19 protein-coding genes and 1 pseudogene are annotated in these 18,560 nt (G+C 69.6%); 7 read left to right on the top strand and 13 right to left on the bottom strand.

Annotated features, from left to right (window positions below; all coding sequences use genetic code 11):
* Window positions 1-27: 27 nt before the first annotated feature.
* Window positions 28-975, top strand: a complete 948-nt coding sequence (locus ACYVOK_RS09485) for a helix-turn-helix transcriptional regulator (RefSeq protein WP_460661911.1) — start codon at window positions 28-30, stop codon at window positions 973-975.
* A gap of 7 nt (window positions 976-982) precedes the next feature.
* Here ACYVOK_RS09485 and ACYVOK_RS09480 read toward each other — a convergent pair whose 3' ends face one another.
* The 3 genes from ACYVOK_RS09480 to ACYVOK_RS09470 form a co-directional block, all read right to left on the bottom strand.
* On the bottom strand, window positions 983-1,417 hold the full coding sequence (locus ACYVOK_RS09480) for a GNAT family N-acetyltransferase (protein WP_460661910.1): 435 nt from the start codon (window positions 1,415-1,417) through the stop codon (window positions 983-985).
* 93 nt (window positions 1,418-1,510) lie between these two features.
* Window positions 1,511-1,936: a nucleoside deaminase gene (locus ACYVOK_RS09475; protein WP_460661909.1), complete on the bottom strand. Its 426-nt coding sequence runs from the start codon at window positions 1,934-1,936 to the stop codon at window positions 1,511-1,513.
* Window positions 1,933-2,781, bottom strand: coding sequence for an LLM class flavin-dependent oxidoreductase (locus tag ACYVOK_RS09470; protein WP_460661908.1), 849 nt, complete (start codon window positions 2,779-2,781; stop codon window positions 1,933-1,935). The genes ACYVOK_RS09475 and ACYVOK_RS09470 overlap by 4 nt, the downstream gene beginning before the upstream one ends.
* A 93-nt stretch (window positions 2,782-2,874) precedes the next feature.
* On the opposite strand from ACYVOK_RS09470, the gene ACYVOK_RS09465 reads away from it, so the two are divergent.
* The 3 genes from ACYVOK_RS09465 to ACYVOK_RS09455 are packed head-to-tail and all read left to right on the top strand — an operon-like array spanning window position 2,875 to window position 4,961.
* Entirely contained in the window at window positions 2,875-3,342 is a 468-nt protein-coding gene (locus tag ACYVOK_RS09465) for an Lrp/AsnC family transcriptional regulator (protein WP_460661907.1), read from the top strand.
* 12 nt (window positions 3,343-3,354) lie between these two features.
* Window positions 3,355-4,188, top strand: a complete 834-nt coding sequence (locus ACYVOK_RS09460) for a hypothetical protein (RefSeq protein ID WP_460661906.1) — start codon at window positions 3,355-3,357, stop codon at window positions 4,186-4,188.
* The gene (locus tag ACYVOK_RS09455; RefSeq protein WP_460661905.1) at window positions 4,185-4,961 is read left to right on the top strand and encodes an SDR family oxidoreductase; all 777 of its coding nucleotides are present in this window, start codon (window positions 4,185-4,187) and stop codon (window positions 4,959-4,961) included. The genes ACYVOK_RS09460 and ACYVOK_RS09455 overlap by 4 nt, the downstream gene beginning before the upstream one ends.
* A 2-nt stretch (window positions 4,962-4,963) precedes the next feature.
* Here the strand turns inward: ACYVOK_RS09455 and ACYVOK_RS09450 are convergent, their stop codons facing one another.
* The 4 genes and pseudogenes from ACYVOK_RS09450 to ACYVOK_RS09435 all read right to left on the bottom strand — a co-directional run bounded on the left by ACYVOK_RS09450 (window position 4,964) and on the right by ACYVOK_RS09435 (window position 8,027).
* Complete coding sequence (locus tag ACYVOK_RS09450) at window positions 4,964-5,398, bottom strand: OsmC family protein (RefSeq protein ID WP_460661904.1); 435 nt, start codon at window positions 5,396-5,398, stop codon at window positions 4,964-4,966.
* Between the two features lie 30 nt (window positions 5,399-5,428).
* Window positions 5,429-5,692, bottom strand: a complete 264-nt coding sequence (locus ACYVOK_RS09445; RefSeq protein ID WP_460661903.1) for an NAD(P)H-binding protein — start codon at window positions 5,690-5,692, stop codon at window positions 5,429-5,431.
* Between the two features lie 85 nt (window positions 5,693-5,777).
* Window positions 5,778-6,080 (bottom strand): annotated as a pseudogene (locus ACYVOK_RS09440) (NAD(P)H-binding protein); the annotation flags it as partial.
* 66 nt (window positions 6,081-6,146) lie between these two features.
* Complete coding sequence (locus ACYVOK_RS09435) at window positions 6,147-8,027, bottom strand: propionyl-CoA synthetase (RefSeq protein WP_460661902.1); 1,881 nt, start codon at window positions 8,025-8,027, stop codon at window positions 6,147-6,149.
* 51 nt (window positions 8,028-8,078) lie between these two features.
* Between ACYVOK_RS09435 and ACYVOK_RS09430 the strand changes: the two genes are divergently transcribed.
* A complete protein-coding gene (locus tag ACYVOK_RS09430) occupies window positions 8,079-8,999 on the top strand; it encodes a threonine/serine dehydratase (protein ID WP_460661901.1) in 921 nt (306 codons plus the stop codon).
* Here the strand turns inward: ACYVOK_RS09430 and ACYVOK_RS09425 are convergent.
* Window positions 8,996-9,601: a rhomboid family intramembrane serine protease gene (locus tag ACYVOK_RS09425; RefSeq protein ID WP_460661900.1), complete on the bottom strand. Its 606-nt coding sequence runs from the start codon at window positions 9,599-9,601 to the stop codon at window positions 8,996-8,998. The genes ACYVOK_RS09430 and ACYVOK_RS09425 overlap by 4 nt on opposite strands.
* A gap of 83 nt (window positions 9,602-9,684) precedes the next feature.
* Window positions 9,685-11,106 (bottom strand): APC family permease, encoded by a 1,422-nt coding sequence (locus tag ACYVOK_RS09420; RefSeq protein WP_460661899.1) that lies wholly within the window; start codon window positions 11,104-11,106, stop codon window positions 9,685-9,687.
* Between the two features lie 442 nt (window positions 11,107-11,548).
* Between ACYVOK_RS09420 and ACYVOK_RS09415 the strand changes: the two genes are divergently transcribed.
* Window positions 11,549-12,496, top strand: a complete 948-nt coding sequence (locus ACYVOK_RS09415; RefSeq protein ID WP_460661898.1) for a LuxR C-terminal-related transcriptional regulator — start codon at window positions 11,549-11,551, stop codon at window positions 12,494-12,496.
* A 7-nt stretch (window positions 12,497-12,503) separates the two neighbouring features.
* Here the strand turns inward: ACYVOK_RS09415 and ACYVOK_RS09410 are convergent, their stop codons facing one another.
* The 4 genes from ACYVOK_RS09410 to ACYVOK_RS09395 form a co-directional block, all read right to left on the bottom strand.
* Window positions 12,504-13,133, bottom strand: coding sequence for an HNH endonuclease family protein (locus tag ACYVOK_RS09410; protein WP_460661897.1), 630 nt, complete (start codon window positions 13,131-13,133; stop codon window positions 12,504-12,506).
* A gap of 137 nt (window positions 13,134-13,270) precedes the next feature.
* On the bottom strand, window positions 13,271-14,092 hold the full coding sequence (locus tag ACYVOK_RS09405) for an oxygen-binding di-iron domain-containing protein (protein WP_460661896.1): 822 nt from the start codon (window positions 14,090-14,092) through the stop codon (window positions 13,271-13,273).
* A 106-nt stretch (window positions 14,093-14,198) separates the two neighbouring features.
* Window positions 14,199-14,960: a YaaA family protein gene (locus ACYVOK_RS09400; protein WP_460661895.1), complete on the bottom strand. Its 762-nt coding sequence runs from the start codon at window positions 14,958-14,960 to the stop codon at window positions 14,199-14,201.
* Complete coding sequence (locus tag ACYVOK_RS09395) at window positions 14,957-15,901, bottom strand: aldo/keto reductase (protein ID WP_460661894.1); 945 nt, start codon at window positions 15,899-15,901, stop codon at window positions 14,957-14,959. Before ACYVOK_RS09395 ends, ACYVOK_RS09400 begins: the two co-directional genes overlap by 4 nt.
* Window positions 15,902-15,935: 34 nt before the next feature.
* Between ACYVOK_RS09395 and pepN the strand changes: the two genes are divergently transcribed.
* The gene (gene pepN / locus ACYVOK_RS09390) at window positions 15,936-18,392 is read left to right on the top strand and encodes an aminopeptidase N (protein WP_460661893.1); all 2,457 of its coding nucleotides are present in this window, start codon (window positions 15,936-15,938) and stop codon (window positions 18,390-18,392) included.
* Window positions 18,393-18,560: the final 168 nt, after the last annotated feature.

Genomic DNA, 18,560 nt, shown 5'->3' with positions numbered 1-18,560 from the left:
GAGCGGTTTGTCTGGGAGCATAAGGGGGTGCGGGCGGATCGATTGGTGGCGGTGCTGTTGCTGATGCAGGCGCGGGGCCGGGTGACCGCGGCCGAGGTGGCCGAGGAGCTGGAGATCTCGGTGGCGACGGCGCGACGCGACCTCGAGGCGCTGTCGACGGCCGGCATCCCGGTCTATCCCCAGCCGGGGCGCAACGGCGGCTGGCAGTTGATCGGCGGCGCGCGGACCGACCTCAGCGGACTGACCGCACCCGAGGCGCAGGCGCTCTTCCTGCTGGTCGGGCCGGCGGCGTCGGTTGCGCCGGACGCCAAGGCCGCGTTGCGGAAGCTCGTGCGAGCACTCCCCCAGACGTTCCGCGAACAAGCCGAAGCGGCGGCCGATGCGGTCGCGATCGATCCGGCGCGCTGGGGTGAGCACACCAAGGAACGTCCGGCGTTGGTGCGTCAGTTGCAGGACGCCGTCGTACGGCGTCGCAAGGTGCGACTGGTGTACGCGGGACGCGGCCGGGAGCAGTCGGAGCGGCTGGTGGATCCGCTCGGGCTCGTCGACAAGGACGACATCTGGTACCTGATCGCGGGGACGCCGAAGGGGCAGCGGACGTTCCGGGTCGAGCGGGTGGTGTCGGCCGAGTTGACCGATGAAGCGTTCGAGCGGCCGGCCGACTTCGACCTGACCACCGCCTGGAACGAGATCGTCGAGCAGATGGAGGTACGGCGATCCGGCCTCACCGCGACCGTGCTGATGGAGGAACGGCACCTGTGGGTGATGCAGGACCGGCTCGGCCGGCACTGTGAGGTCGACGGAATGGAAGGCGATCGGGTGCGGATCAAGGTGACGGCGCCGACACCGCTGATGATCGCGCAGCACCTGGCCGGCTGGGGTGGCTCGATCGAGGTGATCGACCCGCCGTCGGTGCAGGCGGAACTGGCCCGGCTCGGCCGCGAACTCGCCGAGCGTTACAGCGGGATCGCGTAGACGACCGTTACAGCGGGACCGTGTAGAGGATGAAGCCCTGGTTCTCCGCGACCTGGTCGTAGATGCGCCGGGCGGTCTCGTTGGACTCGTGCGTCGACCAGTAGACGCGGCCGCAACCGCGCTCCTTCGCCCAGTCGGTGACGGCGGCGATCAACGCGCGCGCAGCGCCCTGGCCGCGGGCTTCGGCAGCGGTGAACAGGTCCTGCAGGTAGCAGGAGTCCGGCGCAGTCGTACTGGCGTGGATGAGGAAGTGCGCGATGCCGACCAGCCGGCCGTCGAGCCGGGCGCCGAGCGCGTGGACCTCCTTGTCCTGCTGGAATCTGGTCCAGGCGCGGTCGTAGAAGTCGTCCGGCATCGTCCGGCCGTAGAACTCGTTGTATCCGGCAAACAGTTCCTGCCAGGCGGTGCGATCGGACGGTCGGAGCGGGCCGATGGTGAGCATGGCGAGCACCGTTTCACACCGAGCCGTCAGGTGGCCCGCCGGGGTGAGTCTTGTGCGTGCCTCGCCCCGGTCTGATCCGCGAGCGGTGCCGGTCTACGCGTAGTACCCGTCGACCGGCACCTTCGCCTCGTCGTACAGTGCAGGGCCCTCCTGCGGTACGGCGGGGAAGCCGCCGGACGACTTGAGTCCGTTGAGTTGTTCACCGGACAGCGCGTAGACCACCCGGCCGAGTCCGGACCGGGCCAGCGCGCCCGAGCACATCTCGCACGGCTGGCAGCTGGTGTACATGGTCGTCGCCGCGGCGGTCTCGGCGTCCAGCTCCCGGGCCGCCCACACCGCGAGTTTCAGCTCCGGATGGAAGCTGATGTTCCCGTCGGTGATCGTCGAGTTCTGCTCCTCGGCGAGCACCGTCCCGTCCGGGCCGACCAGCAGCGAGCCGAACGGCGGGTTGCCGGATCGGCGCGCGGCCGCGGCCAGCTCGATCGCCCGGCGGAGGAAACCTTCTGCTTCGGGGGTCACGTGTTCTCCCATCGTCGATGCGCCGCGACCGTCGCCAGCGCCTGAAAGGCCACCTCGGGCCGCTCGGTCTCGGCAGGATCTCCCACGAAGGGATCCAGGACGACGGTTCGCGCGCCGAGATCACGCAGTACGTCGATGTCGGCCAGCACCTGGTCGAGTGAGCCTTCACCCGCGACCCGCTCGTCGTCCGGCAGCGGATCCGGGGTCAGCCGCAGCAGGATCCGCGGCGCGAACTCCGGCACCGGCCGGTCCTCCTCGGCGGCGATGGCACGCAGCCGATCCATTGCCGAGCGCAACCAGTCCACCCGTTCCCGGAGCGGATGCCAGGCGTCGCCGAGGCGGACGGCTCGACGCAGTCCCGCCGTACTGTGGCCGCCGATCCAGATCGGGATGCGGCCGCCGCCGTAGTCCTTGTCGTTCTCCCAGGCGCGACGGATCTCGATCAGCGTCCGGTCGGTCACCTGACCGCGGCGGTCGAAGTCGGCGCCGAGCGCCTCGAACTCCTGCCGGGCCCAGCCGACGCCGACGCCGAGGACGAGCCGGCCGCCGCTCAACTGGTCGAGGTTCGCCGCCATTCTTGCCGTAAGCAACGGGTGGCGGTACGGCGCGATCAGCACGGTGGTGCCGAGCCGGACCCGATCGGTGATGCCGGCCAGCCAGCTGAGCGTGGTGAACGGTTCGTAGAAAGGTGCCGGATAGTGCTCCGCGACATCGGCGGTGATGGCGACGTGGTCGGAGACCATCAGCAGGTCGTAGCCGAGGCGTTCGACCGTACGGGCCCAGTCGCGCAGCCGGGCCGGGTTCGTGCCGGGGCCGAAGTTGGGGACGTTCACACCGAGTTCCACGGCATTCAGGCTAGCCAGCCGCAGCCTCGGTTTGAACGGAATGCTCCCGGCGTTCGGCGTTCTTCGCCGTGGAATCGCCGGTATATTCCCGGTATGACCGAGAGTCTCGACCAGACCGACTGGGCCATCCTGGCCGAGTTGCAGAACGACGCGCGGATGTCGCTGACCGAGCTCGGCCGCCGGGTGAACCTGAGCGCCTCCGCGACCACCGAGCGCGTACGCCGGCTGGAGTCGGCCGGAGTCATCACCGGCTACCGCGCCGAGGTCGATCTGACGAAGGTCGGTTATCCGGTGCTGGCCGTCGTACGGCTGAAGTACCCGGGAAACAAGCACGCGCCGCTGCATCAGTTGCTGAAGGAGCGTCACGAGATCCTCGAGTGCCTCCGCACCACCGGCGACGACTGCTACACCCTCAAGGTCGCCGCCGCCTCCATGCCGCACCTGGAGGAACTGGTCAACGAACTGACCGAGTTCGGCAGCACCACCACGAACCTCGTCTACTCCCGGACCCAGCCGTACCGCGGTCCGCAAAATCCCGCGCCCGACCAGCACCGACAATGAGAGCATCGCCGGGTGAAGGTTCTCGGCATCGACGTCTCCCCCGCCTTGCTCGACCATTGGATCGATTGGCTGGCGCCCGACTTCCAGCCGTTCTTCGTCACTCGGCAACAGGCTGCCGACTGGGACCTACCGGCGGACGAGCGCGAGTTGACCGCCGAGCAGCGTGACACCTACCGGACGTACGGCGTGGACAGCTCGGCAGTAGTGGTGAGCTGGCTCGACGAGGCGTCGTACCTGAGTCTCCCGAGATCGACCCGAGCCCAGTTGGTCCGCGCCCAGGTCGACCACAACCGTGCCGCAGTCCCGACGGTCCGACGCTGGCAGTCGGTCCTCGGTCCAGAGGTGCGTCGGCAAGCAGATGGTCACCGCTTCGTCTGGTGGAAGTCGCTGTTGCACGGCTCCGCCGACATCGTCCTCCCGCAGATCGTCAGCGAAGACCTCGGCCCCAGCCGTCATGCCGAGGTCACCAACTGGCCGTCCGATCGGGTACGGCGTCTGGCCGGCACGTTCGCGGCCGGCAGTGGCCCGAACTGCTTCGGCACGGTGATGGCAGCCGCCGGCGTCGAAGGAGCCGACAAGGTGTGGATGCAGCGGGAACCCTTCGAACGTTGGCTTGCGGACAGCACGACGGCCGGCGGGCGGGACGACGTACCGGGCACCGTGTTCGTCTGGCGGGATGCCACGAACGCCGTGCAGCACGCGGCGATCACCATCGGCGGAGGCTGGATGCTGCACAAGCCGTCGCAGTCGTGGATGACGCCGCGCAAGGTCCGCACGGTCGCCGAGGTCCGGCGCGGGACGCGAACTGCCGGGTGGCGGTTGAGGCGGCGTAGGCTGGTGGCGTGAGGCTGCTCGTCACTGGGGCCGCTGGGCTGCTGGGGGGCGAGGTCGTGCGGCTGGCCGAGCACGAGGTGGTACCGACGTACCACAGAGCGCCAGTTGCGGGTGGGGTCCGGATGGACGTCCGGGACCGGCGTGAGGTCGACGACGTCATCCGGAAGGTCCGGCCGGACGGCATCGTCCACGCGGCTTTCCAGCAGTCCGACTGGGCCACCACGGCCGACGGTCCCGCCAACGTCGCGCTGGCCGCACGCCGCGCCCGGCTGGTGTTCGTCTCGACCGACGTGGTCTTCGGCGGCGGCGAGCAGCCGTACGACGAGGACGCGAGCCCCTGCCCTGTCACGCCGTACGGCGCCGCGAAAGCCGCCGCCGAGACGGCAGTCCGGGCGGTCCGTCCCTCGGCCGTCATCGCCCGGACCTCGTTGATCGTCGGCGACGACGGGAAGTCGTCCACGGAGCGACTCGTCCACGCCCTGGCCGCCGGGGAGCCGGGCGCGTTGTACACCGGCAACATCCGCTGCCCGGTCCACGTGACCGACCTGGCGTCCGCCCTCCTCGAACTCCTGGAGTCCGATGTCAGAGGCCCGGCTCACGTGGCCGGCCCGGAAGCGGTCACCCGGCTCGAACTCGGCCGCCTGATCGCTGCCCGCGACGGACTCGACCAGCACGCACTGCCGTTCGCGCCCGGCCCGCCCTCGGACGTCCGCCTCGACAGCAGGCGAACCCAGGCCAGACTGCGGACCCGCCTCCGGGGCGTGTACGAGTTCCTGGGCGGGTGACGTCAGGCCGTCTCGTCGACGGTCGTGGTGACCGGGGTGCCGAGTTCGACCGTGCGGCTGACCGTGCAGAGCCGGTCGTGGGACATCTTCACCGCACGCGGGAGCGCCTCCCGGGCCTTGTCGCCGTCCTCGCCGTCAGGGAAGCGGATGGTGAACTCGACCGCGAGGTTCTCCATCCGGTTGCCCTCTTCGGCGTCGCGGAGCTTGTCGCCGCGCACGACCGCCCGGAACTCGGTCGGCTCCGCCCGCCGGCTCACCACCACGTCCACGTCGATCGCCGAGCAGGTGCCGATCGCGGCGAGCAGCAGTTCGACCGGGGTGAAGTCGGTGTCCTCACCGCCCGAGCCGACCCGGATGGTGCCGCCGCGCGCGTTGCGGACCTCGTAGCTGCTGTTGGCCAGGCGCTCGAACTGCACCTGCCGGAGAGAGTCGGCCATATCCGTCACATTCTGTTGCCGGTGGCAACGTCAGAGGTTCTTCAGTGCCTCGTCGACCGGGGTGTCCCCGGCGACGAGTTCAAGCGTCCGGCCGATCGAGGCCGGGGTGCGGCAGAGCCCGGCCAGCACCAGCGCCACGTCGTCGCGGCTGATGCTGCCGCGGCCGGTCCTGTCCGCGAGCCGGACCTGACCGGTGCCCGGGTCGTTGGTGAGTGAGCCCGGCCGCAGGATGGTCCAGTCGAGGTCCCGCCGCTTCAGGTCGTCCTCGGCGGCCTTCTTCGCCTTGAGGTACACGGTGAAACACGTCGTCGTCGGTCCGTGAGTCGGCCTCGTCGGCGCCGATCGAGCCGACCTGGATGTGCCGCCGGACGCCGGCCTGCTCGGCGGCGTCGGCGAACAGCGCGGCGGCCGCGCGGTCGACCGTGTCCTTGCGGGCCTTCCCGCTCCCGGGCCCCGCACCGGCGGAGAAGATCGCCACGTCCGCACCGGCCAGGACCTCCGCGACAGCGGCCGCGTCGACCTGTTCGAGGTCCAGTACGACGGCCTGCCCGCCGGCGGCGGTGATGTCGCCTTCGTGGTCGGGGTTGCGGACCAGCCCGACCACCTCGTGGCCGTCGGCGGCCAGCAGCTTGGTCAGCCGCAACGCGATCTGCCCGTGTCCACCCGCTATCACCACTCGCATGCCCCGAGCCTAACCCGCCGCCCCATCAGGCAGACCGCTTACGTGCCCCACGCAACAAGGTCCGGCTCAGTCCGGCCGACGCAGGATCGGGCGGAGCGCCTCGAGGACGGCGGGATCCTCGATCGTCGACGGGACCGGTTCGTCCCGGCCGTCCGCGATCCCGCGCATCGTCTTGCGCAGGATCTTCCCCGACCGGGTCTTCGGCAGCGCCTCCACCACCGCCACGTCCCGGAATGCGGCGACCGGCCCGATGTCCCGACGTACCGCGGCCACCAGTTCCTCCCGCAGTACGTCCTCGGGGATGTCCGCACCGGCCTTCAGTACGACGAGACCGCGCGGGAGCTGGCCTTTCAACGCGTCGTGGACGCCGATCACCGCGCACTCGGCGACCGCTGGATGCGCCGCCAGCACGGCCTCCATGCTGCCGGTCGACAACCGGTGTCCGGCGACGTTGATGACGTCGTCGGTGCGGCCCATCACGAAGATGTAGCCGTCCTCGTCGAGGTAACCGGAGTCGCCGGTCAGGTAGTAGCCGTCGTACGGGCTCAGGTAGTTGTCGATGTAGCGCTGATCGTCGCCCCACAGCGTCGGCAACGCACCCGGCGGCAACGGCAGCCTGATCGCGATCGCGCCCTCCTCGTTCGCCGGTAGCCGGCTGCCGTCGGCGTCGAGGATGTGCAGGTCCCAGCCCGGCATCGGGACGGTCGCGGAGCCGGGCTTGGTCGGCAGCGGTTCGAGACCGCGCGGGTTGGCCGCGATCGGCCAGCCGGTCTCGGTCTGCCACCAGTGATCGACCACCGGTACGCCGAGGTGCTCGTGCGCCCAGTGGTACGTCTCGGGATCGAGGCGCTCACCGGCGAGGAACAACGTGCTGAAGGCGCCCAGGTCGTACTTCGACAACTCCGACGCGGACGGGTCGACCCGCTTGATCGCGCGGAAGGCGGTCGGCGCGGTGAACAGCGCCTTCGCGCCGTGCTCGGAGATCACCCGCCAGAACGCCCCGGCGTCCGGGGTCCCGACCGGCTTGCCTTCATAGAGGACTGAGGTGGCCCCGACCAGCAGCGGTGCGTAGACGATGTAGGAGTGGCCGACGACCCAGCCGACGTCGGAAGCCGTCCACCACACGTCACCCGGGCCGATGTCGTACACCGCGCGCATCGACCACGACAGCGCGACCGCGTGGCCGCCGTTGTCGCGGACCACGCCCTTCGGCTTCCCCGTCGTACCCGAGGTGTAGAGGATGTAGAGCGGATCGGTCGCCGCCACCGGGACCGGATCGGCGGGCGCGGCGCCGGCGGTGAGCTCGGACCAGTCCAGATCGCGGTCGCCGAGCTTCGCGAGCGCGGCCGCGCGCTGCAGGACGATCGTGTGCTCGGGCTGATGCCGGCTGAGCTGGAGCGCGGCGTCGATGATCGGCTTGTACTCGACCACCCGGGTCGGTTCGATGCCGCAGGACGCGGCCACGATGACCTTCGGCTCGGCGTCGTCGATCCGGGCCGCGAGCTCCTTCGGTGCGAAGCCGCCGAACACGACCGAGTGGATCGCGCCGAGCCGCGCGCAGGCCAGCATGGCGACGGCGGCTTCCGGAACCATCGGCATGTAGACGATCACCCGATCACCCTTGCCGACCCCGAGCGAGCTCAGTGCCCCGGCGAACACCGCCACCTCGTCCCGCAACTGCCGGTACGTCAGGGTCCGCTTGGTCGCCGTCACCGGTGAGTCGTAGATCAACGCCGCCCGGTCGCCGTGACCCGCCTCGACGTGCCGGTCGAGCGCGTTGTAGGACGTGTTCAGTTCCGCGTCCGGGAACCACCGATACAGCGGCGCACGGGAACCGTCCAGCGCTCGGGTCGGCGGTTCGGTCCAGGAGATCGCCTCGGCCGCCTCCAGCCAGAACCCCTCCGGATCCTGCAGACTCCGGCGATAGCTCTCGTCGTACGCACCCATCGGCTCGGCCTCCTGTCAGACGGCTGCACTCATCGTGGCAGGGTTGGACGCATGACGGTAAGTCTCGGCGAGGTGCAAGCGGCGGCGGAACGGATCGCCGGACGGGTACGGCGTACCCCGGTGATCGAGGTGGCTCCCGGCCTCACGTTCAAACTCGAACTCCTGCAGCACACCGGCTCGTTCAAGCCGCGTGGTGCGTTCAACCGGTTGCTCACCGCAAAGGAGAACGGCGAACTCACCGGGCAGGGCATCGTCGCGGCCTCTGGCGGCAACGCCGGTTTGGCGGCGGCCTACGCGGCCCGCGAACTCGGCGTTCCGGCGCGCATCTTCGTCCCGGTGACCGCGCCCGCCCCGAAGGTCGCCAAACTGCGCACCCTCGAGGCCGACGTGGTCCAGGTCGGGAACGAGTACGCCGAGGCGTATCAGGCCGCTGTCGAAGCCCGGGACGAGTCGGGCGCGCTGCTGCTGCACGCTTACGACCAGCCGGAGGTCGTCGCGGGCCAGGGGACGATCGGGCTGGAACTGCTCGAGCAGGCCGGCAGGTTCGACACCGTGCTGGTCGCGGTCGGTGGTGGCGGCCTGATTGCCGGCATCGCGACGGCGATCGGTGACAAGGCCCGCGTCATCGGTGTCGAGCCCGAACTCGCTCCGGCCCTCAACCGTGCGATCGAGGCCGGGCAACCCGTCGACGGATCGGTTGGCGGCGTGGCTGCCGACTCACTGGGCGCGCGGCGCCTCGGGGACCTGGCGTTCGCCGCCGTGCAGCGGTACGCCGTACCGTCGCTGCTCGTCGGCGAGGACGCGATCGTTGCCGCCCGCCGTGAACTGTGGCACGACCATCATCTGGCGGTCGAACACGGCGCGGCCGTCGCGTACGCCGCGCTGGCGTCGAGGATCTACGAGCCCGCGGCCGGTGAGCGGGTCGTCGTGGTGATCTGCGGAGCCAACACGGACCCCGCGACGCTCAGCTAGGCGCGTTTGGGCCGGTCCTCGGCCAGGATCCAGGCCGCCAGGACACCAGCGATCGCGCCGAACAGGTGGCCCTGCCAGGAGATGCCGTCCTGCGGCAGCAGACCACCGAGCAGCGCACTCCCCCACACCAGCACCACGAGTACGCCGATCAGCACCTGACCCAGCCGGCGATTGAAGACCCCGCGCGCGATCAGGTACGCCGCGAACCCGAAGACGAGTCCGCTCGCGCCGATCGTGATCGTGTTCGGCGGCGAGACCAGCCAGGTGCCGAACCCGCCGATCACCGTGACGATCGCACTGACCGCGAACAGCCGTGCCGCACCACTGATCGCGATCAGCGCGCCGAGGGTCACCAGCGGCAACGTGTTCGAGATCAGGTGGCCGAACCCCAGGTGCAGGAACGGCGCGGTGACGACGCCGAGCAGTCCCTCCGAGTCGCGGGAGATGATCCCGTACTGGTCGAGTTGGCCGCTGAGCGCGGTGTCGATGATCTCGCTCAGCCACATCAGCCCGACCAGCACGGCGAGCAACTTCAGGCCACTACCGATCCGGGCCGGGTCGACGGCCCGCCCGCTCCGCTTCGCCGGGGTCTGGAAGCTCATATCTCAACGATGCCGTACCGACCCAAGTCTCAGCCTGTGGAGCGCGCGGCGACAGCGGATCGTGACCTCCGCAGCACTGCCGGTCAGTTCACCGGACCGCTCGGGTCGATATGGCTGGGATCGAACTCGGGGTGGCGGTTGAACACATACTTGTTCAGCACCCAGGTCAGCGCCCACAGCCCGACACCGATCACCATCAGCCAGCCGGCGATCTTGTAGTCGCCCGTCGCTCGGCCGGACAGCGGGCTGGCCAGGTAGACGCAGAGGATCGCGCCGAGCACCGGCAGCACCGTCGGCGCGTGGAAGTGCCGGTGCTCGACCCGGTCGCGGCGCAGCACCAGCACGGCGACGTTCACGATCGCGAACACGCACAGCAGCAGGAAGGCCGTCGTACCGCCGAGCGCGGCCAGGTCGGCGAACCCGATCAGGACGAAGGCCAGCAGCGTGGTGAAGATGATCGCCACCCACGGCGTCCGGCGCCGGTGCAGCACCCGGCCGAGCGGTCCGGGCAGCACCTGCTCGTGCGCCATGCCGTACAGCAGCCGGCTCGCCATCAGCATGTTGATCAGTGCCGAGTTGGCGACCGCGAACATGGTGATCCAGGCGAAGATCTCCAGCGGGAAGCCCGGTGCGCCGGCTTCGATCACCTTCAGCAGCGGCGTGGATCCCTCGTTCAGGTCGTCCGGCGACACCAAGGTGACCGCCGAGATGGCGACCAGGACGTAGATCAGGCCGGTGACGCACAGGCCGATCAGCATGATCTTGGGGAAGATCCGGACCGGGTCCTTGGTCTCCTCGGCCATGTTCACCGAGTCCTCGAAGCCGACCATCGCGAAGAAGGCCAGTGCGGTCGCCGCGGTCACGGCGCCGAAGGCGGTCTCGTCGCCCGGGGTCCGGAAGTCGTTCAGCCGGGAGGGGTCACCCTCGCCGCCGGCCAGCGCCCAGACACCGACCGTGATCACGATCAGCAGACCGCTCAACTCGATGCAGGTGAGCACGACGTTCGCCTTCACGCTCTCGCCGACGCCGCGCAGGTTCACCAGCGCGATCAGCGTCATGAAGGCGAGCGAGGTGATCATCAGCCACGAGCCGCGCTCGGGGTCGATGTCGGCGGCCGAGAAGAAGTTCGCCGCGAACGCCTTCGACGCGCTCGACGCCGAGGTGAGACCGGAGCACATCACCGCGAAGGTGAGCAGGAAGGTGAGGAAGTGGATCCCGAACGCCTTGTGCGTGTAGACCGCGGCACCGCCGGCCCGCGGGTACTTGGTGACGAGTTCGAGATAGCTGGTCGCGGTCAGCAGCGCCACGATGAACGCGCACAGGAACGGCAGCCACACCGCGCCGCCGACCTCGCCGGCCACCTTTCCGGTCAGCGCGTACACACCGGTGCCGAGGATGTCGCCGACCACGAACAGCAGCAACAGACCCGGCCCCATGACCCGCTTCAGCTCCGGCCGCTTACCGGTCTCCGATGTAGCAGCGGCGCTGGTGCTGCTCTCACTCATCGTGCCTCCCTGGATTCGGTGGGTCAGTGGACCATATCCGGGGGTGCATCGGCACGGAAGGCACTCAGGTCGTGACCGGAAGGTGACCGGCGGCCTGGGAATATGCCCCGTGACGCACCTTCGTCTCATCGTCCCACCGGATCGCAGCAACCGCGTCCTGGACACGCTCGTCGCCGACCCGCGGGCGACCGGCATCGTCCGGCCGCCCGGCGCCAGGGCAGGAGAGACGAGGGCGCGCGCGTTGAGGCTTGACCGGGCGTCCCCTGTCCGGTCCGCGCGCGCCCCGCTCAGCTAGTCGTACCCCAATCCCGGGTGGTTCGCACCAGAGGTGGCCGTGACGTATCCCGGACATGGCGCGAAGTCGCCAATCACCTGAAAACGAATCCACAGCTTCCGCCGGACGAGATAGCCTGTCCAGGATCCGGTCGCACGGGAGGGTTCGATGCTGGAGACGCTGGGGGTGGAGCCGGCGGACGAAGAGGCCTACCGGGCGCTGCTCGCGGCGCCGGGATGCGACCTGACGGACTTCGCGAAGCGTCTCGAGCGCGACGAGCCGGAGGTGCTCGCGACAGTCGGGCGGCTCGAGGAACTCGGGCTGCTGACCACCACCTCCGACCACCCGCCGCGCCTGTTGCCGACCCGTCCGGACGTCGCCGTCGACGCGTTGGTCGCCGTACGGCGGGCCGAGCTCGACCGGGTCCGGGCCGAGGCGAGGGTGCTGCTGTCCGAGCTGCGGGCGCAGGAACAGCACCGGCCGGAGAACCTGGTCGAGGTGATCGTCGGGCAGGAGGCGATCGCGGCCCGCTTCGCTCAGTTGCTGAACGGGACGCGTGAGCAGTTGCTCGTGCTGGACCGGCCGCCGTACGCGTCCCAGGTCGACGAGTCGGACACGCGGGTGCGCGGCCTGCTCAACGAGGGTGTGGTTGTCCAGGGCATCTACTCCCCCGACTCCCTCGACGTACCGGGCGGCGTGGACGAGGCGTACAGCGCGGCCGACGCCGGCGAGACGTCACGGGTGCATCCGCAGGTGCCGATGAAGCTGGCCGTGTTCGACCGCAGGGTCGCACTGCTGCCGTTGTCGGTCGACCAGTTGGTCGACAGTGCGCTCGTGGTGCACCCGTGTGCGCTGCTGGACGCGCTGATCGAGATGTTCACCTTGTTGTGGGATCAGGCCGTGCCGGTCGTACCGGCGGTCAAGGCCGATCCGACCGACGCACGGCTGATGACGTTGCTCGCCGCGGGGTTCAAGGACGATGCGATCGCGCGGCAGCTCGGGCTGAGCAGCCGGACGGTCGGCCGGCGGGTCGCCGAGCTGATGGAGACGCTGGGTGCGCGGACCCGGTTCCAGGCCGGGATCCACGCCCAGCGGCGGCAACTGCTCGACGACTGACCCTCGCTCAGCAGGTGCCGAGCATCTGCTGCAGTGCGGTCTTCTCCGCCGACTGCAACGACAGGGCGTAGGTGTACTTCACCCAGATCCACTCGCGCGCGTAGACACAGTGCACGGACGTGTTCGTCGGTTTCCACGCCGACGGGTCCTTGTCACCCTTCGACCGGTTGCTCGACGCCGAGACCGCGATCAGCTGGGCGATGCTCAGGTCGTTGGCGAACTGCTGCCGGCGCGACGTGCTCCAGGCGTTCGCACCGGACTTCCACGCCTCGGCCAGGGGAACGATGTGGTCAATGTCGACCGACGAGTCGTCGTTGACCCACGTCGCGTCGTACACGCTGTACCACCGGCCGGCGGTCGGCTCGCACTGGCTGTCGACCGTGACGCCGGTGCCGTCGCGCTTGAGCACCTGGTCGCGGGTGTCACAGGTGCCGGACTGGGCGATCCAGTGCGGGAACAGGTCCCGGCTATACCCGGTGGTCGATCCCTCGGCCTTCACCGTGAGGCTCGCCAGTTGGGTGGCCGCCGTACTGGCCGACGGCGGGGTCGGCGGGTAGGCCTGCGCCGGTGCGGCAGTCAGGCCCCACGCCGTCACGGTGGCGACAGCAGTGATCGCCAGGGTGATGATTCGTCGCATCGGTCAGGCCTCCGAAGGGTCGGGCGGGTCCCCCCTGACGTGCTGCCCTCAGCCTTCCCCGATGACGCGCGGTGAGAAACCACTCACAGATGAAAGCCCTGTGAACGCCTGCCGATGCGTGTGGACAAGCCCGGCGGTCAGCCCGGCGGCGGTGCCGCTCCGGCCGGCTCGAAGCTCGCGAGCATCTCCTCCAAGGCCCGCTGGTCAGGCCCGACGAACGGGTCGGCCTGCGGTGCCGTCTCAAGCAGATCCAGAAATTCTGCGGTGCGTCCCGGGGCCGGCGGCAGATGAGTGCTCAGGATGACCTCTGGATCCATCTGCCGTAGCGGCTGGATGGTGCTCCGGAAGGCCTGCTGATCCACGTTGTGCACCCACGGACTGTCGAGGGTTGCCCACAGCAACTGTCCGCCTCGGAGCGCGTCCCGCGGTGCGTCGCCGACATCACCACAGTCGGCGAGCTCCGACGTCGGCATCGGCGCGCCGAAACAGTCGGAACTGAAGCAGGCCCGCGAGCGGTCGTCGTAGAAGCCCACGGTCGCGGGGCTGTCGTACAACGGCGGCCGGAAGGCGGTCAGCGTCCGATCCGGCAGAGCGAGCGACTGACCCGGATTCAGCAGGTAGAGCCGATCCATCGGCAGCGGTCGCTCGGTCGACATGATCCCGGCGCCGATGAAAGTCGTGATCAGCCGGGCCCGCGGCGCCGCTTCGAGGAGGTCGAAGAGTGAACCGGTGTGGTCGCGGTCGGGGTGGGTCAGCCAGATCCACCGTACGTCGACCGGATCGACGACGGATCCCAGCGCGTCCATGAAGCCCCGGTCCGGCAGGCTCAACCCGGTGTCCACCACCAGCGGCTCGGCCCCGAGCAGGACGAACGCGTTGATGGGCAGGAACCCGATGCCGGGCACCGGTAGCTGGTCGCTCAGGACGCTGACGTCCGCGCCGACACGGTTGATACGCATGACGATTTCCCCCTCTGGAGTCCCGCCGTCACCCACGGCGAGAACGCAGAACTGCTCTCTCTCGGAGAGTCCGCCGCGGCTCCGACCGTGTCAAGCGGCTGGGGGTTCAGTCGTGCTCCACCACGGTCAACGTCCAGCCGGCGCCGGAGCGGTCGAGCTCTGCGTTCCAGCGTTCGCCGACCAGTTTGTGCAGGGCCTTCGGTGTGCCTGGGTCCTTGCCGGACTCGAGCAGGTGACGCGCGACGAGTCCGCGGGTGTGCTTGGCGTTGTGCGACACGACCGACCGGACGCCGTCACGCTCGCGGACGACATTGACCGAGACCCACTTGGCGGCCTGGTCACCGGTCGGGCGCCAGGCCGCTACATACGTGGACGAGCGGCAGTCGACGATCACGCCGTCGACGTCGGCCAGTACGGCGGCCAGCGGACCGCGCCACACCGACGCGAGCGGTCCGAGGCCGGGCAACGTCGTACCCATGGAGAGCCGGTACGGCGGAACGCGGTCGGACATCCTCAACGCACCCCAAGCGGCCGACACGACCACCAGACGGTTCCCGGCCCGGCGCTTGCTGCCGGCCGGCAAGGTGGCGTAGCCGAGCGCGTCGTACAGCACCCCGGAGTACAACTCCGACACCGGCACGGCGGGCTCGGTCCGCCAGCGGGTGTTCCGGTCGACCTCGCCTTGGAGCGAAGCGCCGACACCCAGTACGTCGTACGCGTCCGAAGAAGCGGAGACCTTCGCCAGCGTGTCGAGGACCTGCTCGCGGACGGGATTGAGCTCCGGGAACGACAGGGACGAAGGATCGACGGCCCGGCCCCGGGACCGCCCGGTCTTCCCCTCCGACGGCGGCAGCAGGATCAGCGTCACGTCAGCTCGTCCAGGGCGGCCAGGTCGGCGGCCGTCGGGTCCCACAGGCCGGCCGCGACGTTCTGCTCGATCTGCTCCGGCCTGGTCGCACCGGCGATCACCGAGGCGACCGCGGGCTGGGCCGCCAGGCCGCCGATCGCGACGTCGATCAGGGTCAGGTCACGCTCGGCGGCGAACGTCTCCAGCGCCTCGATCTTGTCGAAGTCGGCGCGGGCCAGCCGCTCCGGCTGGGTCGCCAGCCGGGTGCCCTCCGGCGGCGCCTCGCCGCGCTTGTACTTGCCGGTGAGCAGGCCGGAGGCGAGCGGGAAGAACGGCAGGATGCCGATGCCGAGGTGCTCGCAGGCCGGGACGAGCTCGTCCTCGAGGTCGCGCTCGAGCAGGGAATACTGGTTCTGCGCGCTGATGAAGCGCTCCAGGCCGGAGGTCTTGGCGACCCAGTCCGCGTCGACCACCTGCCAGGCCGCGAACTGGGAGCTGCCCAGATAGCGGACCTTGCCCTCGGCAACCAAATCGGACAACGTCGCCAACGTCTCCTCGATCGGCGTCACCGGGTCCGGGACGTGCAGCTGGTAGAGGTCGATCCAGTCGGTGCCGAGCCGCCGCAGGCTCGACTCGACCGCCTTGCGGATGTACCGGCGGGAGCCGCGGACACCCCAGTCCGGGCCGTTCGCGCCCTGCATGTCGCCGCCGAACTTGGTCGCGATGACCACCTCGTCGCGGCGGCTGCCGAGCGCCTTGCCGAGCAGCTCCTCGCTGTAGCCGTGCTCACCGTGGTAGATGTCCGCGGTGTCGAACAGCGTGATGCCCGCGTCCACCGCGGCGTTCACCACCGCGTCCGTCCGGGCCGCGTCGAGGCGCCGGCCGAAGTTGTTGCAGCCCAGTCCCACCACGCTGACCGTGAGGCCGGAGTCACCCAGCTGCCGGTACTCCATATCCGTCATGGGCTCAGCCTAGTGACGGCATAGAGTTGCGGGCATGCCGAGTCTCACCGTCGACGGCGCCCGCACCCGGGCCGCCGCGCTTTCCGTCCAGTCGTACGACGTCGACCTCGACCTGACCCAGGGCGAGCGAACGTTCGGGTCGGCCACCACGATCAGGTTCACCGCCTCCGGTCCGTCGACCTGGGTCGACGTCAAACCTGACGAGCTGATCTCGGTGACCCTGAACGGTACGGCGGTCGACGTGGCCGGGCTCAACGACGGGCGGCTCGAGCTGACCGGTCTGCAGCCGGACAACGAACTCGTCGTCGTCGCGTCCATGCTCTACTCGCACGACGGTGAGGGGCTGCACCGCGCGGTCGACGCCGCGGACGGCCTCGTCTACACCTACGCGATGTCGTTCCTGGACGCGGCACCCCGGATCTTCGCGTGTTTCGACCAGCCCGACCTCAAGGCGCCGTACCGGATGAAGGTCACCGCGCCGCCGGAGTGGCTGGTGCTCGGGAACGGCGCGGCCACCCAGGTCTCCCCCGGCCGCTGGGAGCTGGCCGAGACCCCGCCGCTGTCGACGTACTTCGTCACCGTCGTGGCCGGGCCGTACCACCAGATCACCGACTCCCACGACGGGATCCCGCTCAGCGTGGTCGCCCGGCAGTCGCTCAAGGAGGCGCTGGAGCGGGAGGCCGAGGACATCTTCACGGTCACCAAGCAGTCCTTCGACGAGTACCACCGGATGTTCGGCTACCGGTACCCGTTCGGCGAGTACCACCAGGCGTTCGTGCCCGAGTTCAACGCCGGCGCGATGGAGAACCCGGGCTGTGTCACCTTCCGGGACCCGTTGGTGTTCCGGTCCGCGGTGACCGACGGCGAGCGGAGCAACCGGGCCCGGACCGTCGTCCACGAGATGGCGCACCAGTGGTTCGGCGACATCGTCACGATGGAGTGGTGGAACGACCTCTGGCTGAACGAGTCGTTCGCCGAGTACATGGCGCACCGGGTCTCGACCGAGGCGACGAAGTACACCGACAACTGGATCGACTTCGCCTTCATCCGGAAGTGGTGGGGTCTGCAGGCCGACCAGCGGTCGTCGACCCACCCGGTCGCCGCCGACGCGGTCAAGGACGCGCTCGCCTCGCTCGACGACTTCGACGGCATCTCCTACGCCAAGGGCGCCGCGGTCCTCAAGCAACTGGCGGCATATCTCGGCGACGACGTGTTCCTGGCCGGCGTCCGGGCGCACATCGAGTCGAACCAGTTCGCCAACGCGACCTTCGCCGACCTGGTCGCCAAGTGGACCGAGGCCGGCGCGGTCGACCTGGAGACCTGGGCCCGGAACTGGCTGCGCACACCGGGCCTCGACACGATCAGCGCGTCACGCACCGGCACCGGGATCACGCTGCGCCGCGTCGCCCCGGCCGACTTCCCGGCGTCGCGTCCGCACAAGTTCACCGTCGGCGGGTACGACGCGGACGGCCGCGGTACGACGGTCGACGTACTGCTCGACGCCGACGAGGTGCGGGTCGAGCTGGACCCGTCGGTCGCGGTGGTGATCCCGGACGCGGGTGACGACACCTGGGCCAAGATCCGGCTCGACGCCGAGAGCCTGGCGAACCTGCCGTCGGTGCTGCCGAAGATCTCCGACGGGGTGACGCGGGCCGTCGTACTGAACAGCATCCGCGACGCGGTCGCCGACGCTGAGCTCGACCCGAAGCTCGGCTTCGACGTACTCGTCGGGATGTTGCCGCACGAGACCAGCGACATCGCGGTCGGGACGATGGTCGGCTGGGCGAACTCGCACCTGCTCGGCATCTACCTTCCCTACGAGCCGTACCGCGGTCAGCTGGCCGAGGCGCTCGGCGCGCGGCTGCGGACCGCCCCGGCCGGAAGCAGCCTGCAGTTGGCGGTGGCGCGTGGGTACGTCCGGTTCACCGACGAGGTCGACGTACTGCGCGGCTGGCTGAACGGCGACGGCGTGCCGCAGGGGCTCGCGATGGACGCCGACCTGCGGTGGACGGTCCTGCTGCAACTCGCCCGGCTCGGCGCCGTCGGTGACCCGGAGATCGACGCCGAGCTCGAGCGCGACACGTCGTCCGAGGGCGTCGTCCACGCGACCCGGTGCCGCGCGGCGCTGCCGACTCCGCAGGCCAAGGAGCGGGCCTGGACGCTGATCATGACCGACGCCGACGTCGCGAACTACGAGCTGTACGCCGCGTGCGAGGGCTTCTGGCATCCCGGTCAGCTCGAGCTCACCGCGCCGTACGTGGACCGGTACTTCGCGGAGATCGCCGGGACCGAGAAGTTGCGGTCCGGCTGGGTGGTCGCCCAGAGCACGAAGCTCGCGTTCCCCCGGTACGCCGTCGAGCAGGCGATCGTCTCGCGGGCCTCCGACCTGGTCGCGGACGAGTCGATCGCGGCCGGCATCCGGCGGTCGGTCGGTGACAGCGTCGACGACCTGAAGCGGGCGCTGGCCGTCCGTTCCGCCTTCGGTGAGTAGCTCCTGAGTCGCGGTCACACCGTGTTGTGACTAATGTGACTGGTGTGATCACAAGGACCCTTGTGAGCAGGCAAGATGTGATTTCGTGACGTAACCTCCACAATGACCGCGCGGCACGGCGCGCCGGTCTTGGTCTGGCAGCACGTCCCGGGAGAGACTGTCGAGAAC

It is taken from the genome of Kribbella swartbergensis (assembly GCF_054784135.1).
The sequence above is the reverse complement of the archived record's forward strand: the minus strand, read 5'-3'. Positions and strand labels throughout refer to the sequence as shown.